Source organism: Cellulomonas xiejunii (assembly GCF_024508315.1).
Classification (GTDB): Bacteria; Actinomycetota; Actinomycetes; order Actinomycetales; family Cellulomonadaceae; genus Cellulomonas; species Cellulomonas xiejunii.
On the sequence record NZ_CP101987.1, the window covers coordinates 1,071,712 to 1,088,656 of the forward strand.

At 73.9% G+C, this 16,945-nt stretch carries 13 protein-coding genes; 11 read left to right on the plus strand and 2 right to left on the minus strand.

From position 1 onward, the window contains the following. Positions 1 to 193 precede the first annotated feature (193 nt). Entirely contained in the window at positions 194 to 1,714 is a 1,521-nt protein-coding gene (locus NP048_RS05020; RefSeq protein ID WP_227578391.1) for an ABC transporter permease, read from the plus strand. Then, positions 1,711 to 2,811 carry an ABC transporter permease gene (locus NP048_RS05025; RefSeq protein WP_227578392.1) on the plus strand — a complete coding sequence of 367 codons (1,101 nt, stop codon included), beginning with the start codon at positions 1,711 to 1,713 and terminating at the stop codon, positions 2,809 to 2,811. The genes NP048_RS05020 and NP048_RS05025 overlap by 4 nt, the downstream gene beginning before the upstream one ends. Before the next feature lie 29 nt (positions 2,812 to 2,840). Here the strand turns inward: NP048_RS05025 and NP048_RS05030 are convergent, their stop codons facing one another. Beyond that, positions 2,841 to 3,470, minus strand: coding sequence for a hypothetical protein (locus NP048_RS05030; RefSeq protein WP_227578393.1), 630 nt, complete (start codon positions 3,468 to 3,470; stop codon positions 2,841 to 2,843). A gap of 75 nt (positions 3,471 to 3,545) precedes the next feature. Here NP048_RS05030 and NP048_RS05035 point away from each other — a divergent pair, with 75 nt between their 5' ends. From NP048_RS05035 to NP048_RS05065, 7 genes are all read left to right on the plus strand, one after another. Further along, entirely contained in the window at positions 3,546 to 5,381 is a 1,836-nt protein-coding gene (locus NP048_RS05035) for an ABC transporter ATP-binding protein (RefSeq protein WP_227578394.1), read from the plus strand. A gap of 340 nt (positions 5,382 to 5,721) precedes the next feature. Beyond that, positions 5,722 to 7,839, plus strand: coding sequence for an ABC transporter substrate-binding protein (locus NP048_RS05040; RefSeq protein ID WP_227578395.1), 2,118 nt, complete (start codon positions 5,722 to 5,724; stop codon positions 7,837 to 7,839). A gap of 56 nt (positions 7,840 to 7,895) precedes the next feature. Further along, a complete protein-coding gene (gene typA / locus NP048_RS05045) occupies positions 7,896 to 9,833 on the plus strand; it encodes a translational GTPase TypA (RefSeq protein ID WP_227578396.1) in 1,938 nt (645 codons plus the stop codon). Between the two features lie 72 nt (positions 9,834 to 9,905). Then, positions 9,906 to 10,862, plus strand: a complete 957-nt coding sequence (locus tag NP048_RS05050) for a PIG-L family deacetylase (RefSeq protein ID WP_227578397.1) — start codon at positions 9,906 to 9,908, stop codon at positions 10,860 to 10,862. A 5-nt stretch (positions 10,863 to 10,867) separates the two neighbouring features. Then, positions 10,868 to 11,239, plus strand: coding sequence for a hypothetical protein (locus tag NP048_RS05055; protein ID WP_227578398.1), 372 nt, complete (start codon positions 10,868 to 10,870; stop codon positions 11,237 to 11,239). Positions 11,240 to 11,250: 11 nt separating this feature from the next. Beyond that, on the plus strand, positions 11,251 to 11,733 hold the full coding sequence (locus NP048_RS05060; RefSeq protein WP_227578399.1) for a flavin reductase family protein: 483 nt from the start codon (positions 11,251 to 11,253) through the stop codon (positions 11,731 to 11,733). Positions 11,734 to 11,910: 177 nt separating this feature from the next. Continuing rightward, positions 11,911 to 14,982 carry a VanW family protein gene (locus NP048_RS05065; protein ID WP_227578400.1) on the plus strand — a complete coding sequence of 1,024 codons (3,072 nt, stop codon included), beginning with the start codon at positions 11,911 to 11,913 and terminating at the stop codon, positions 14,980 to 14,982. Positions 14,983 to 14,984: 2 nt separating this feature from the next. Here NP048_RS05065 and NP048_RS05070 read toward each other — a convergent pair whose 3' ends face one another. Continuing rightward, positions 14,985 to 15,263: a putative acetyltransferase gene (locus NP048_RS05070; protein ID WP_227578401.1), complete on the minus strand. Its 279-nt coding sequence runs from the start codon at positions 15,261 to 15,263 to the stop codon at positions 14,985 to 14,987. 93 nt (positions 15,264 to 15,356) lie between these two features. Here NP048_RS05070 and fdxA point away from each other — a divergent pair, with 93 nt between their 5' ends. Then, a complete protein-coding gene (gene fdxA / locus NP048_RS05075; protein WP_013116233.1) occupies positions 15,357 to 15,683 on the plus strand; it encodes a ferredoxin in 327 nt (108 codons plus the stop codon). Positions 15,684 to 15,711: 28 nt separating this feature from the next. Then, the gene (dapC, locus tag NP048_RS05080) at positions 15,712 to 16,860 is read left to right on the plus strand and encodes a succinyldiaminopimelate transaminase (protein WP_227578402.1); all 1,149 of its coding nucleotides are present in this window, start codon (positions 15,712 to 15,714) and stop codon (positions 16,858 to 16,860) included. Positions 16,861 to 16,945: the final 85 nt, after the last annotated feature.

The window sequence follows — 16,945 nt, forward strand, 5'->3', positions numbered from 1 at the left end:
TCGGGCCCCGGCGCACCCGCGCCGGGGCCCGAGCGGTTCACCGCACGACGAGGGCGCCGAGGGTTGCGACCCCCGGCGCCCTCGCCGTGCGTCAGCACCAACGTGCGTCCCATACCGCGTCCCACACCTACCGGGCGTCAGCGGGATACGATCCCGGACGACCGGCTTCCCGTCCCACCCGAGGTAGCCCTCCGTGCTGAACTTCCTCTTCCGCCGCATCGCGGCCGGGATCGCCACGCTCTTCGTGGCGCTCTTCCTCATGTACCTGCTCGTCGATCGCGCGATCGACCCCCTGCAGGATCTGATCGAGAGCACTGCACCCAACAAGCAGCAGCTCATCGACCAGCGGATCGCCGACCTGGACCTCGACGTCAACGTGGTCGTCCGGTTCTTCCAGTGGTTCGGCAACCTGCTCCAGGGAGACCTCGGCGTCGCCTGGCGTTCCGGCCGCGACGTGAACAGCCTGCTGACGCACGCGATCGGCTCCACGCTCGAGCTCGTGTCCACCGCGACGCTCCTCGCCGTGATCCTCGGGGTGACCGTCGGCATCGTCTCGGCGCTGCGCCAGTACAGCGCGTTCGACTACATCATCATCTTCCTGTCGTTCCTGCTGTTCTCGCTGCCGTCGTTCTGGGTCGCCGTCCTGCTCAAGCAGTGGGCCGCCATCGGCTTCAACGACTTCCTGCGTGACCCGGTGGTCGCGTGGCCCGTGATCATCGGGGCGTCGCTGCTCGTCGGCCTGCTGTGGTCGCTCGCGATCGGTGGCACCGCCGTGCGGCGGCTGCAGGTCTTCGCCATCGCCGCCGCCGCGAACATCGCGCTCCTGGCCTACGTCCAGCTCTCGGGTTGGTGGGAGAGGCCGCACATCGGTCCGGTCCTGCTGCTCGTGCTCGGGGCCGGCACCGCCTTCGCGGTCGTCGGGGTCTTCGCCGGTCTGCACAACCGTCGGGCGCTGTGGACGGCGCTGACGGTGGTCGCGCTGGGCGTCGTCCTCTACTTCCCGATGCAGATCGTGTTCGACTCGATCACGGAGTCGCACTGGCTGATGCTGGGCCTCGGCCTCCTCGCGGCAGGCATCGGCTACCTCGCCGGACGGCTGTACGGCGGTGCGGACTGGCGCCTGTCCGCGCACGTCGGTGCCGCGGTGGCCGTGGTGATGGGCTTCCTGATCTTCGTCGACCAGGTCATGCAGGTCTGGGGCCCGTACTTCAAGGCGCTGAGCGGACGTCCCATCCCCACGTTCGGCGACCGGACGCCCAACCTCGGGGGCAACTACTGGGTGCAGGTGCTGGACTCGTTCACGCACCTCGCGCTGCCGACCGCGACGCTCGTCCTCATCGCGTTCGCGTCGTACACGCGGTACTCGCGCTCGAGCATGCTCGAGGTGATGAACCAGGACTACATCCGTACGGCGCGGGCCAAGGGCCTGCCGGAGCGGCTGGTCATCGTGCGGCACGGCTTCCGCAACGCGCTGATCCCGCTCGCGACGGTCGTCCCGATCGACATCATCACCCTGATCGGCGGGGCGATCATCACCGAGGCGGTCTTCGCGCGGCCCGGCATGGGCCAGCTGTTCGTCAGGTCCCTGGAGCAGGCCGAGATCGAGCCGGTCATGGCCTACCTGCTCGTGACCGCGACCCTTGCCATCATCGCCAACATCGTCGCGGACATCGTGTACGCGACGATCGACCCCCGGATCCGGTTGGACGCATGAGCATCCCGATGACACCCCCCTCCGGCTCGCCGCTCGACGAGCACGTCGAGAACGAGATCGAGCTCAAGGAGGTCGAGGGCCTCTCCCAGGGCCAGATCGTCCGACGCCGGTTCTTCCGGCACAAGGGCGCGATCCTCGGCCTGGTCATGCTCGGCCTGACGACCCTGCTGGCGCTGACGTCCGTGGGCGTCGGCCCGGTCCACGGCTGGTGGCAGTGGACGCCGTACGAGACGCCGTCGGTCGTCGACGCGGGTCGCCCGTCGATGTCCCTGCCGACCTGGCTCGGGGGTTCCGGCTTCGCGATCGGCGAGCACCCGTTCGGTCAGGACGAGATCGGGCGCGACATCTTCGCGCGCGTCATGGCAGGCGTGCAGACGTCGCTCATGGTGATGGTCGTGATCGGCACCGTCTCGGCCGTCATCGGCATCACGGTGGGTGCTGCGTCCGGGTTCCTGCGCGGCCGCTCGGACACCCTGCTCATGCGGCTGACGGACCTGGTGATCACGGTCCCGACGATCGTCATCGGCGCGGTCGTCGGCAAGATCGCCGGCGGTGTCAGCGGCCTGGTCTTCGCGATCGCGATGGGCCTGATCCTGTGGACGACCCTCGCGCGCCTCGTGCGCGGTGAGTTCCTGTCGCTGCGCGAGCGCGAGTTCGTCGACGCGGCCCGGGTCGCCGGCGCGAGCAACATGCGCATCATCTTCAAGCACATCCTGCCGAACGCGATCGGCACGGTCATCGTGTCCGTCACGCTGCTCATGAGCTCGGCGATCCTGCTCGAGACGGCGCTGTCGTTCCTCGGCTTCGGCGTGCAGTCGCCCGAGATCTCGCTCGGCCAGCTCATCAACCAGTACCAGCAGGCGTTCGCCACGCGGCCCTGGCTGTTCTGGTGGCCGGGCCTGTTCATCGTGGTGATCGCGCTGAGCATCAACTTCATCGGCGACGGCCTGCGCGACGCGTTCGACCCGCGCCAGAAGCGCATCCCCTCGGAGCGCAAGATGGCCAAGGCGATGGAGGCGGACGGCTCGGTCGCCCGCGCGAACGCCTCGACCGTGCGGCCGGTGGACGACGTCCGCAACGCTGGCATGGGCTCGTGACCGCGGTGCCGACGCCGGGCCGCGGCGGATCAGCCGGCGGTCAGCACGGCGACGCTCACCGCGGCGAGCACCGCGACGGCGCCCACCGTCACGACGTGCACGCGGCGCGTCGTCGTCACGCCCCGCTCGACGGCGACACGCTGCGCTCCGTCGAGGTGGCCCGCGGCGACCAGCGCGTCGTGCCGGGCCTCGATGGCCGCGCCGACGCTCTCGGCGGTCGCCTGCAGCGAGCGCACCGGGCGGCCGGGCGGCGGCACGGCGCCGGGCAGCGGTGCGGCGCCGGGCAGCGGTGCGCGACCTCGGCGGACCCGGCGGGCCGTGGCGCTCGCGCGGGGTGCGGCGAACACCGTCACGTCGCCGTCGCTGGTCCGCACGACGAGCGACCAGCCGTACACGACCTCGCGGTACGTGGGCCACGGGACGTGCACGGTGCTCAGCACGTTGCGCACGACGACCTCGCCGTCGGACACCTCCACACCGGGTCGCCAGAACAGCGCCCACAGCACGACCACGACCAGGCCGACGAGCGGCAGCGCGCGCAGCGCCTCGCCCGCGCCGTCCTGCACCGTGACCGACACGAGCGCGACCAGCCCGATCGCCGCACCGGCGAGGGTCAGGACGCGCCCGTAACCCGACGTGAACTCCTGCGTGGCTCCCACGTGACCATGCTCGCAGACCGGCACCACGCCGCCCCCACCGGGCCGACGGCGCGCGTGCAGGAAGGACGCTGAACGGTGGCACTCGACACGCCTCCCGTCCCCACCCGTACCGACGAGCCCGTGCTGTCGGTGCGGGACCTCGGCGTCGACTTCTACGTCGACGGCACGTGGTACCCGGCCGCGGCCGACGTCAGCTACGACGTTCACCCCGGTGAGGTGCTCGCGATCGTCGGCGAGTCCGGCTCGGGCAAGACGCAGTCCTCGATGGCGCTGCTGGGTCTGCTGCCCCCGAACGGGCGCGCCCGCGGGTCCGCGAAGCTGGACGACCGTGAGCTCGTCGGCATGCCGACGAGCCGTCTGCGCCGCATCCGCGGCAAGGAGATCGCGGTGATCTTCCAGGAGCCGATGACCGCGCTGAACCCGGTCTTCACGATCGGCTTCCAGATCGTCGAGACCCTGCGCGCGCACTTCGAGATCGGCCCCGCCGAGGCGCGCGAGCGTGCCGTCGAGCTGCTGCGGCTCGTCGACCTGCCGAACCCCGACAAGCGCGTCGACTCCTACCCGCACCAGCTCTCCGGTGGGCAGCGGCAGCGCGCGATGATCGCGCAGGCCCTGGCGTGCGACCCCAAGCTGCTGATCGCCGACGAGCCCACCACGGCGCTCGACGTCACGGTCCAGGCCGAGATCCTCAAGCTCATGCGCGACCTGCGCGAGCGGATCGACGCGGGCATCGTGCTCATCACGCACGACATGGGCGTCGTCGCCGACATGGCCGACAAGATCATCGTGATGAAGGACGGTCGGATCGTCGACCAGGGGCCGGCCCTCGACGTCTTCCGCAATCCCCAGCACCCGTACACCGTCAAGCTGCTGGAGGCCGTCCCGCACCTGGGCAAGGGGGCGGCCGCGTACGCCGCGCGGCCGGCGACCACGACGGCACCCGTCGACGCGCCGGCCCCGCCGGCCGACGGCGACGAGCCGCTCGCGCTCGACGCGCAGGACATCGTCATCGAGTACCCCGGCCGGCGCCGTACGCCGACGTTCCGCGCCGTCGACGGCGTCTCGTTGCAGATCCGCCAGGGCGAGGTCGTGGGCCTGGTCGGGGAGTCCGGCTCGGGCAAGACGACGATCGGCCGCGCCGTGGTCGGGCTGCTGCCCGTCACGAGCGGGTCGCTGAAGATCGTCGGCCAGGACATGGTCGGTGCGTCGAACAAGGACCTCAAGCCGCTGCGCACCAAGGTCGGGATCGTCTTCCAGGACCCGGGCTCCTCGCTGAACCCGCGCCTGCCGATCGGTGAGTCCATCGCTGAGCCGCTGCTGCTGCACCGGGGCGTCAAGGGGCAGGCGGCGCAGCGCGAGATCGAGCGGCTGCTCGACCAGGTGCGGCTGCCGCGCGCGATGCGCAACCGCTACCCGCACGAGCTGTCGGGCGGTCAGCGTCAGCGCGTCGGCATCGCGCGGTCGCTCGCGCTCGAGCCGCGACTGCTGGTGGCCGACGAGCCGACGTCCGCGCTCGACGTGTCCGTCCAGGCCGCCGTCCTCGACCTGTTCCAGGAGCTGCAGCGCGAGCACGGGTTCGCGTGCCTGTTCATCAGCCACGACCTGGCCGTCGTCGAGATCCTGTCCGACCGCATCGCGGTCATGCGCAACGGCCGGCTGGTCGAGGTGGGCGAGGCCGCGCAGGTCGTCCACGACCCGCAGGACCCGTACACGCAGCGGCTGATCGCCGCCGTGCCCGTTCCGGATCCCGAGGCGCAGCGCGACCGGAGGGTCGCGCGGGACGCGCTGCTCGAGGAGCAGAGAGCCGAGCTCGAGGCCGAGGAGGCGCGGCAGGCCGCCGACGCCGCCCGGCACGACAGCGTGGCGATCGGCGAGATCGACAACGAGCGGACGCCCGGCACCGGCGTCTGACGGACCGACGCTGGCTGCGACGCCCGGTCACCGAACGGTGGCCGGGCGTCGTCGTCCCACCCGGGATTGTCACGGAGCGCACGCCGGGTGCCCTGCGCGTGCTCTGCGTGCGCCTGCGCGTGCTCTGCGTGCGCCTGCGCGTGCTCTGCGTGCGCCTGCGTGTGCCCTGCGTGTGCCCGGTGTGTACCGGGACGCTCCGGTGCGGTGCGATCGTGCCGATTCGGGGTTCTCGTGGGGTTAAGTCCGCGCGTCCGGGCGCCGATGCACGGGTGGGCGTGGCAGGGTCCCGGGCGAGGACAGCGGGCGGGCGAGTCGTGGACGCGATGCGGGAGGCGGACGGGTGACGGGAACGAACGTGCAGCTGATGGGCACGGGGTCGGCGGGACGGCGCGCGGGGGAGCCGCACGTGCGGGTCCGTGCGAGCCGCCGCGGGGGACGCGGGCGCCTGGTCGGGCGCGCGGTGGCGGGTCCGGTCGCCCTCACGCTGGCGCTCGGCACGCTCGCCGCCTGCACGTCCGACCCCGTGGACCCCGCGCGGGCGGGGACCGTCGTGGTCTCGGTGGACCTGCCGTTCGCCTCCCTCAACGGGGGCACCGCTGCGGGCCGAGCCCCGGGGAGCGTCCTGGTGCGTGGTCTGGTGCAGTCCGGCTTCACCACGCGCGCACCCGACGGCACGGTCAGCGTCGACGAGTCGTTCGGCACGGTGGAGAAGGTCGCGGACGAGCCCCTGACCGTGCGGTACACGATCGCGCCGACGGCACGCTGGTCGGACGGGGTACCCGTGACGCCCGCCGACCTGCTGCTGGAGTGGGCCGCGCGCAGCGGTCAGCTCGACGAGGTCGTGCCCGAGCTGGACGCCGACGGCGTGGTGGCGACGACACCCGACGACGTCGTGCTGTTCGGGGCCGCGTCGGCCGCGCTGGCGCGGGCGTCGAGCGTCCCGACGGTCGACGACGCGACGGTGACCGTCGTCTACGACACGCCCGTCGCGGACTGGCAGGTCGCGCTCGACGTGAACCTGCCGGCGCACGTCGTGGGCAGACTGGCGCTCGACCCCGACGCGCCCGCGCTGCCGACGCCGACGGCCACGTCGTCGACCGACGGCGACGCCGCGACGACCGGTCCCGCGGCGACGGCGCCCGCGACGACGGTGCCCGCGGCCACCGAACCGTCGAGCACCGGGCCCCCGACCACCGGGCCCGCGACCACCGGGTCCGCCACCACCGGGTCCGCCACCACCAGTCCCGCCGCCGACGGCGCGGAGGGTGACGCGACCGACGCGGACGTCGCGGCGCAGGCCGAGGCCTGGGCGCAGGCGGTCGTCACCGCGGTGCGGGAGCAGGACCGCGCGGCGCTCACCCGGATCTCGCAGGTGTGGCGCGCGGCCGGCCGCTCGGCCGACGTGGCGGCCGACCCGTCGCTGACCACCACCACGGGCCCCTACGTCCTGGCCCGGGTGGACGCCACGGGCGTGGAGGTCGTCCGCAACGAGCACTACGACGGTGTGGCCCCGGCCGCGTACGACCGCGTGCGCGTCCGCGTGGACCTCGACCCGCTCGCCCAGATCGACGCGCTCGCCGCCGACGAGGTCGACGTCGCCGCGCCCCTGAGCACGGCGGACGTGCTGGCCGCCGCCGAGAAGCTCGATGACGTCACGGTGGGCACCGGCGGTGACGCGGTGCTCCAGCTCGCACTGCAGGAGGCGGGCGGTGGCGTCTTCGACCCCGCGTCGCACGCCTCCGCTCCGGACCCCGCCGCAGCGGCCGCGGCGCTGCGCACCGCGTTCCTCGCCGGGGTGCCGCGCGAGGGTCTGGTCGCGGACGCCGTGCGCCCTCTGTGGGCACGGGCGCAGGTGTCGAACGTGGTCGCCGCGCAGGTCGGCACTGCCGCGACGGTCGCAGCCCCGGACGGGCCGGAGGCAGGGACGGCGCCCACGAGCGACGGGCCGCTCACCGTGCGGGTCCTGACGAACACCGCGGACCCGGTGCGCGCGGCCGCGCTCGAGCACGTGACCGCGGCGGCGGCGGACATGGGGCTGGAGGTCGTGCCGGTCGACGCTCCCGACCGCGCGCAGACCCTGCGGACCCGCCCCGAGGACTGGGACGCGGCGCTCGTGCCCGTCGCGCAGGAGGACCTGCCCGTGGCGGCGTTCGTGGCGCGCTGGCGCAGCGGCGGTGCGACGAACGTCACGGGGCACGCCGACCCGGCGCTCGACGCGGTGCTCGACGAGCTCGCTGCCCAGCCGGACGCCGCGGCTGCCGCGGACGGCCTGGCGACCGCGTCGGACAGCCTGCTGGCCTGGGGCGCGGTCCTGCCGGTCGTGCGGACGCCGGTCCTCACCGTGGCTGCGGAACGGGACGCCGGGACCGACGAGGGGCTGCCTGTGGTGGCCGCCGTCCCGGTGCTCGAACCGGCTGCGGCGGATCTCACATGGTGGTGGGACTGGACACGGCGGTAGCATGGGACGCTGCGCCGCGCCCGGTGCGCCCCCCACCTGCTGAGATGAGTACCCGCATGCCCGCAACCGACCAGGCCACCGGCGCCGCCGTGCGTTCCGACCTGCGCAACGTCGCGATCGTCGCGCACGTCGACCACGGCAAGACGACCCTCGTCGACGCGATGCTCTGGCAGTCCGGTGCGTTCGGTGCCCACGACCACGTGGACGAGCGGGCGATGGACTCGGGCGACCTGGAGCGTGAGAAGGGCATCACGATCCTCGCGAAGAACACCGCGATCCGGTACTCCGGACCCGCGGCCGCGAAGGTCGGGGAGCCCGGCGGCATCACGATCAACGTCATCGACACCCCCGGTCACGCCGACTTCGGCGGCGAGGTCGAGCGCGGCCTGTCGATGGTCGACGGTGTCGTCCTGCTGGTCGACGCGTCCGAGGGCCCGCTGCCGCAGACGCGCTTCGTCCTGCGCAAGGCGCTCGAGGCCAAGCTCCCGGTGATCCTCGTGGTCAACAAGGTGGACCGGCCCGACGCGCGCATCGAGGAGGTCGTGGCCGAGGCGACGGACCTGCTGCTGGGCCTCGCGTCGGACCTGCACGAGGAAGTCCCGGACCTGGACCTCGACGCGATCCTCGACGTGCCCGTCGTCTACGCGGCCGCCAAGGTCGGCAAGGCCTCGCGCACGCGGCCGGCCGACGGTGACATGCCGGACAGCCCGGACCTCGAGCCGCTGTTCGCGACGATCCTCGAGCAGATCCCCGCGCCGACGTACGACCCGACCGCGCCGCTGCAGGCGCACGTCACCAACCTCGACGCCTCCCCGTTCCTCGGCCGCCTCGCGCTCCTGCGCATGTACAACGGCACGCTGCGCAAGGGGCAGACGGTCGCGTGGGCACGCCACGACGGCACGCTGCAGAACGTCCGCATCACCGAGCTGCTCGAGACCAAGGCGCTCGACCGCGTGCCGACCGACGAGGCCCGGCCCGGTGACATCGTCGCCGTCGCCGGCATCGAGGACATCACGATCGGCGAGACGCTGACGGACCCCGACGACCCGCGGCCGCTGCCGCTCATCACGGTCGACGACCCCGCGATCTCGATGACCATCGGGATCAACACCTCGCCGCTGGCCGGCAAGGGCGGCAAGGGCCACAAGGTCACCGCCCGTCAGGTCAAGGACCGCCTGGACCGCGAGCTCATCGGCAACGTGTCGCTGCGCGTGCTGCCCACCGAGCGTCCCGACGCGTGGGAGGTGCAGGGCCGCGGCGAGCTGGCCCTGGCGATCCTCGTCGAGCAGATGCGCCGCGAGGGCTTCGAGCTGACGGTCGGCAAGCCGCAGGTCGTCACCAAGATGATCGACGGCAAGGTCCACGAGCCGACCGAGCGCATGACGATCGACGTGCCCGAGGAGTACCTCGGCTCGGTCACGCAGCTGCTCGCGCAGCGCAAGGGCCGCATGCAGACCATGAGCAACCACGGCACCGGGTGGGTGCGCATGGAGTTCATCGTCCCGGCGCGCGGGCTCATCGGGTTCCGCACGCGCTTCCTCACCGACACGCGCGGCACGGGCATCGCGTCGTCCATCGCCGAGGGCTTCGAGCCGTGGGCGGGCCCGATCGAGACGCGCGTCAACGGCTCGCTCGTCGCGGACCGCTCGGGCGTCGCGACGCCGTTCGCGATGCTCAACCTGCAGGACCGCGGCACGTTCTTCGTCGAGGCGACCTCCGAGGTGTACGAGGGCATGGTCGTCGGCGAGAACGCGCGCAACGAGGACATGGACGTCAACATCACCAAGGAGAAGAAGCTCAACAACATCCGGTCGTCGACGTCGGAGTCGTTCGAGAACGTGGTGCCGCCGCGCAAGCTGACGCTCGAGGAGTCGCTCGAGTTCGCGCGCGAGGACGAGTGCGTCGAGGTCACCCCGGAGGTCGTCCGCATCCGCAAGGTCGTGCTCGACCAGACGGAGCGGGCACGGCAGACGGCGCGCAACAAGCGCGCCTGACCTGCGGATGCGCACGTGGCACGACCGCCACGTGCGCACGCCGCCACCGACGTACCGACCGGAGGACGAGGGATGACCGAGGGTCTGCTGGCGGTGCACGCCCACCCGGACGACGAGACGCTCGCGACCGGCGCCCTCCTCGCGACGTGGGCGGCGTCCGGTCGGCCCGTCACGGTGGTGACCGCGACGCGCGGTGAGCGCGGCGAGGTCATCGGCCGCCGGTGGGCCCACCTCGAGGGTGACGGCCCCGCGCTGGCGGAGCACCGGGAGGACGAGCTCGGCGGCGCGTTGCGCGCGCTCGGCGTGCACGACAGCGGCTTCCTCGACGAGGCCGTCACGGCGGACGTGCGGTACGAGGACTCCGGCATGGCCTGGCTCGCGCCCGGCCTTGCCGGTGCCGCCGCCGACGCCCCGCCGGACGCCTTCGCCCTCACGCCTCCCGAGGAGGCCGCCGACGCGCTGGCGGGTCTGCTGCGGCTGCGCCGCCCGCAGGTGGTGGTCACCTATGAGCCGGGCGGCGGCTACGGGCACCCCGACCACGTGCGCGCGCACGAGGTCACCATGCTGGCGCTGGAGCTCGCCGCGCGTCAGGACGACGCGCACGCACCGGCGCACGCCGTGCCGGTCGTGCTGTGGTCGGTCGCCGGGGTCCAGGCCCTGCGTCGTGCGCAGCGCGCGCTCGCAGGCCGTGCGGTGCGTGCGGCGCTGGGGCGCGCGGCCGCAGGGCTGACGCTGCCGGACCCGACCGCCGAGCCGCCGAGCGTCGCCGTGCCCGACGACGAGGTCGACGTGGTGGTCGACGTCGCGCCCGTCCGTGACCGGGTGCTGGCGGCCCTGCGGGCGCACGCGACCCAGGTCCAGGCCGTGCGGCCCGTCGACGGCGAGGACGCGCTGCTCGGCTGCTACGCGCTCAGCAACGCGGTCCTCGCGCCGCTCCTGCCCGTCGAGGCCTACCGCTACGCCCCGGGCACCCCGAGCGCCGAGGACGCGGGCGTCACGTGGCCCGCCGGTGTGCGACCGGTAGCGTGAGCGCCGTGCAGCCACCCACCGCCGCGACCCTCTGGCGCGCCCTCGCCGCACTCGGCATGGGGCTCGTCGCCGGCACGCTCGGCACCGTGATGCACCGCGCCGTCCGGCCCTGGGGTCTGCTGGTGTGCGTCGCGCTGGTCCTCGTGATCGTGCTGACGGCGCGGGCGTGGGTCGGGTGGTTCGGCTACGTCGCGAGCGTCGGCGGGACGTTCGTGGCCGTCCAGGTCCTCGCCAGCGGCGGGCCGGGTGGCGACGTGCTCGTCCCGGCGGACGACGCGTGGGGCTGGGCCTGGGTGCTCGGTGCGCTCGCGGCGGTGGCGGCGGTCGCCTTCGTGCCCCGGCGGTGGGTCGAGGACGAGAGCCCTCCGACGCCGTGAGCGTGGAGGGCGTGACGCCCGACGCCTTCCGGGCGGTGGCCTCCCGGCTGGCGGGTGGCGTGGTCGTGGTGACGGCCGTGCGCCGCGGGGTCGCCCACGCGGCGACGGTCAGCTCCGTCGTGTCCGTGTCGCTCGAGCCGCCCCTGCTGCTGTTCTGCGTGCATGCCGACGCTCGTCTGCGGGACGTGCTCGACGACGTCGACATGTGGGCGGTGTCGGTGCTGCGCGACGAGCAGGTCGACGTCGCCGAGTGGCTCGCGTCGCCAGGGCGGCCCGCGGTCGGTCAGCTGGAGCGCGTCCCGCACCGCGCGGCCCCGGTGTCGGGTGCCCCGTGGGTCGACGGTGCCGCCGCCTGGTTCGACTGCCGCACCGAGGCCGTGCACGCGGCCGGGGACCACGACGTGGTCGTCGGACGGGTGCTGGTGGCGTCCGAAGGGGCACCGGACGGCGGCGCCCTGGTTCACCTGCGTGGACGCCTGCGGGGCGTGCGGTAGCGCGCGAGGCGTCCGTCGGTCGCGCGCGAGGCGTCCGGCGGCAGCCTGGCGCGGCTCGACCGGGTGAGGATCGACCCCGAGACCGTGAACTGCCCGTCGCTGACAGGCGGCCACCGTAGAATGCGGGACGCACGACGCGCGGGTGTCGTGCGCTCGCAGGACCATCACGGGGGATCGATGACGCACGGGACCGACCGCGACACGCCGACAGGTGGCGCCGCCGACCGCGACGCCGCCGACGTGCCCGACGGTACGGAGGCCGGGGTCGTCCGCGACGGCGTCCCCCAGCAGCACGACGCGCGTGACGACCTCCCGGACGTCGAGCCCGTCCCGGCCGACGGCTCGACCACGGAGACGACGTCCGCCCTGCAGGCCCAGGGCGTGGGCGCGCGTGCGGACGGTGCACCCGAGGACGGTGCACCCGAGGACGGTGCGCCGGACGCGGCGCTGCCCGAGCCTCCCGTGTTCCCGACGACCGCGTCCGACGACGACGAGCCTGTGGGTGTCGAGCCCGGGTCCGCGCAGAGCGAGGACGTGGCCGGCGTGGTCGAGCCCGCACCTGACGAGGGTGACGACGCTCCTGCCGCCCACGTCACGGCGTCTGGCGACGAGGCCGACGAGAGGCCGCCCGTGCCGGTGTCGACCGACGAGGCCGCAGGGTCGGACGCGGTGACCCCGGCAGCTCCCGAGCCTGCCGCGGTCGCACCGCCCGTCGCCGCGCGCCGTCCGCTCGCCCCCGTGGCCGAGGAACCGCTCGCAGCCTGGCCCTCGTGGGACGACGTCGCCGTGGCGGCGCCGACGGCGCCTGACGCCGGGGACACCACCGGCGACAGTGCCGGACCCGACGCGTCGGCCGAACCCGACGCACCCGCGCCCGACGCACCGGCGCCCGACGCACCGGCGCCCGACGGTGCCCTCGACTCCCCGGCGTCCGACGCCCGCCCGGACGCACCCGCGTCGCACGGCCCGTCCGGCGACCACGAGGCCACGCCGACTCCGCTGCCGCCGCTGAGGCTGGGTGATCTGTCCGCGCTCGCGTTCACCGCGCTCAACGCCGCCTCCGTCGGCGTCCCGGCGCACGCGCTGCCGCAGAGCCCGTTGCCCGACCCCGGCGCCGCGCAGGACGACCGGTCCGCCGGTGCCGGCGGTGACGCGTCGCGCGAGACGGACGGCGCCGCGCAGGCGCCGGTCATCGAGGAGCCCGCCACCCCGGGGCCCGCCACCCAGGAGTCCGCCACCCAGGAGTCCGCCGAGGCGGACGAGTCCGCACCGGCTGCTGCGACGGCTCGGGGGGCGACCCCGGCCGTCTCCCGCGTCGACGAGACCGCGGTGGTGCCGGCGGCGACGTCGGACGTGGCAGCGACGTCGGACGCGGCAGCGGCCCCGGATGATGCGACCCGGGCGATTCCTCTGGTGCCGGCGTCCCAGGGCGCGTGGCCGCGGAGCGCCGGCGCCGAGGACACCCGCGCGGTGCCGGGCGGCCCGGCCGCGAGTGACCCCGACTCCCCGGACGCGTCGCTGCTCGACGGGTTCGAGCCCGAGCGCGAGCCCCGCCGCTGGTCGCGGAAGATCGCGGTCGTGGGTGGTGCCGTGGCGCTCGTCGCGGCGCTGTACGTCGGGTCGTCCTACGCGCTGGCCGACCGTGTGCCCCACGGCGCGACGGTGGCCGGTGTCGAGATCGGCTCGATGTCCTCCAGCGAGGCCGAGCAGCACCTCACCGACGAGCTGGCGGACCGGGCGACGTCCCCGGTGCCGGTCGTCGCGCAGGAGGTGCAGTCCGAGCTGGACCCGGTGGCGGCAGGGCTCGAGCTCGACGCGGCTGCCACGGTGGAGCGCCTGACGGGCGTCGACCTGACGCAGCCCGTCCGCCTGTGGCGCCACCTCGTGGGTGTCGGCGAGCAGCCGCCGGTGACGGTGGTCGACGAGGACGCGCTCGACGCGGAGCTCACGCAGCTCTCGGGCTCCCTGATGCTCGCACCCGTCGACGGGACGGTCGTGTTCGCCGACGGTGCCGCGCACGCGACCGAGGCCGTCGACGGCTGGGAGCTGGACGGCCGGGAAGCCGCGAGTGTGCTCGAGGACGGTTGGCTCACCGCCGCACGTCCCGTCACGCTCCCGACGCGCGTCGTCCCGCCGGCCGTGTCGCAGGCGGAGACGGACCGCGCGCTCGCGCAGCTCGCCCGGCCGTTGACCGCCGCGCCCGTGACGGTGCAGGTTGCCGACCGGCAGGCCGTGCTGGACGTCGCGACGCTCACGGCGCACGCGGCTGTCGTGCCGCAGGACGGCATCCTCCAGCTGCAGCTCGACGGCGCAGCGCTGTCCGAGGCGGTCCTCGGGCAGCTGCCCGACCTGCTGACGACCGCCGCCGACGCGCGGTTCGAGTTCCAGGACGGCGCGCCGGTCATCATCCCCGGGACGCCCGGGACGACCCTCGACCCGGCGGCGCTCGCGACGTCCGTCGTGCAGGCGGCCACGACGGGCACCGGGCGCGTCGCACCCGTCGACCTCGTCCAGTCCGACCCCGCCCAGACGCAGGAGGCGCTCGCGGCGCTCGGCGTCAAGGAGGTCGTCTCGGAGTTCTCGACGCCGCTGACCAGCGAGCCGAGGCGCACGCGGAACATCGCGAACGGCCTGGAGAACATCACGGGCACCCTCGTGCGGCCTGGTGAGACGTTCAGCCTCACGGAGGCGCTGGGCCCGGTCGACGCTGCCCACGGTTACGTCGAGGCGGGTGCCATCGTCAACGGCGAGCACAAGGACGCGTGGGGTGGTGGCCTGTCGCAGGTGTCGACGACCACGTACAACGCGGCGTACTTCGCCGGCTTCGAGGACGTCGAGCACACGCCCCACAGCGAGTGGTTCCAGCGGTACCCCGAGGGTCGTGAGGCCACGATCTTCACCGGGGTGATCGACCTGAAGTGGAAGAACAACACGCCGTACGGCGCTCTCGTGCAGGGCTTCGTCGCCGATGGGCGGGCGCACGTGCGGATCTGGAGCACCAAGCACTTCACGGTCGAGACGTCCAAGAGCGGGCGCTCCGGCGTGGTCAGCCCGACGACGGTCTACTCGCAGTCGCCGACGTGCGAACCGCAGAGCGCGGGCAACCCGGGCTTCACGGTGACGAACACGCGCCGGGTGCTCCTCGACGGGCAGGAGGTCGACAGCGAGTCGCAGACCTGGCGGTACAAGCCGCAGAACAAGGTGATCTGCGGCACCGCGCCGGTCCCGGGAGCTACGCCGGCGCCCTGACCTCAGCTCGGTCCGTCGCCCCGGCGGTGACGCCTGGCAGGGGGCGGCGGCACGACCTTGGCGCGCACGACGTCCTGCGCCGGCACGTGGACGTCGCCGCGGCGGGTGCGCACGGTCAGCCCGTCGTCGTCCACCGCCACGACGTCACCGAGCACGTCGGTGAACGGGGGCTCCCCACCGCGCAGCGTGCCCGTCACGGCACCGGGCGGCAGGTCGTCGCGCCGGCGCCGGACCACGACCCGCGTCCCCGCCGGCCACGTCCGCCACGTGTCCGGGCTCACGCCGGCGCTCGCGTGTCGGTGCGTGGACTGCGGGGCGTGGCGGGCTGCACGTGGGGGATACTAGGCCGACCGCTGCACCCGTGGAGGACACCCGTGACGTATGTGATCGCCGAGCCCTGCGTGGACGTCAAGGACAAGGCGTGCATCGAGGAGTGTCCGGTCGACTGCATCTACGAGGGCAAGCGCTCCTTGTACATCCACCCGGACGAGTGCGTGGACTGCGGTGCCTGCGAGCCCGTGTGCCCCGTGGAGGCCATCTACTACGAGGACGACGTCCCGGAGCAGTGGTCCCAGTACTACGAGGCCAACGTGCACTTCTTCGACGAGATCGGCTCGCCCGGTGGCGCCGCGAAGATGGGCGAGATCGCGCACGACCACCCGATCATCGCCACGCTCCCGCTGCGCGTCCACGGCGAGTGACCGCGGTGCACGTCGACGCGGGGGACACGTGGGCCTGCTGACCGGCAGCCTGCCGGACTTCCCCTGGGACTCCCTCGGGCCGGTCGCGCAGCTCGCGCGTGAGCACCCGGGCGGCCTGGTGGACCTGTCGGTGGGCACGCCCGTCGACCCGACCCCGCAGGTCGTGCGTGACGCGCTCGCCGCCGCGGCGGACGCGCCGGGCTACCCGACGACGCACGGGACGCCCGTGCTGCGCGAGGCAGTGGCGGCGTGGTTCGCGCGGCGCCGCGGCGTGCCGGACCTCGACCCCGACGCCGTGCTCCCGACGCTCGGCTCCAAGGAGCTGGTCGCGCTCCTCCCGTCGCTCCTGGGCCTCGGCGCGGGTGACGTCGTGCTGCACCCCGCCATCGCGTACCCGACCTACGACGTGGGCGCGAGGCTGGCGGGCGCGACCCCGGTGCCCACCGACGCCCCTGCGGAGCTGCTCGCGCGGCGTGACGACGTGCGCCTGGTGTGGTTGAACTCCCCGGGCAACCCGGACGGGTCGGTCCTGGGCGTCGAGCAGCTGCGGGACGTCGTCGCGGCCGCGCGCGCGGCGGCGGCACGCACGGGGCGCCGGGTCGTCGTCGCGTCCGACGAGTGCTACGCGGAGCTGGCCTGGGACGAGCCGTGGGCGTCGGACGGGGTGCCGAGCGTGCTGGACCCGCGTGTGACGGGAGGCGACCGCACCGACCTGCTCGCCGTGTACTCCCTGTCCAAGCAGTCGAACCTGGCGGGATACCGTGCGGCGTTCGTCGCGGGCGACGGTGCGCTCGTCGCCGGCCTGCTGGAGACGCGCAAGCACGCCGGCATGATCGTGCCCGCGCCGGTGCAGGCGGCGATGACCGTCGCGCTGGGGGACGACGCGCACGTGGCCGAGCAGCGTGAGCGCTACCGGCGGCGGCGGATCGCGCTGCGCGCGGGTCTCGAGTCCGCGGGCTACGTGGTGGACCGCTCGCATGCCGGGCTCTACCTCTGGGCGCGGCCCGACGGGCCACCCCAGGACGCGTGGACGACCCTGCGCGACCTGGCCGGTCTCGGCCTGCTCGTGGCCCCCGGGTCGTTCTACGGCGCGAGGGCGGCCGGGCACGTCAGGGTTGCGCTGACTGCGACGGACGAGCACGTCGCGGAGGCGGCTGCGCGGTTGTCCGGGGCCTGAGGCAACGTTCGGGACGGCATGGCCCGTCGACGGCCGCCGACGTACATTGGCGTTGAGCGTGTGAGGAACCTCACATCTACGCCAA

What these genes read in the sequence shown, in the direction of transcription:
- NP048_RS05025 (WP_227578392.1), top strand. Translation starts at nt 1,711, where the DNA reads ATGAGCATCCCGATGACACCCCCCTCCGGCTCGCCGCTCGACGAGCAC.
- typA (WP_227578396.1), top strand. Translation starts at nt 7,896, where the DNA reads ATGCCCGCAACCGACCAGGCCACCGGCGCCGCCGTGCGTTCCGACCTG.
- NP048_RS05050 (WP_227578397.1), top strand. Translation starts at nt 9,906, where the DNA reads ATGACCGAGGGTCTGCTGGCGGTGCACGCCCACCCGGACGACGAGACG.
- NP048_RS05065 (WP_227578400.1), top strand. Translation starts at nt 11,911, where the DNA reads ATGACGCACGGGACCGACCGCGACACGCCGACAGGTGGCGCCGCCGAC.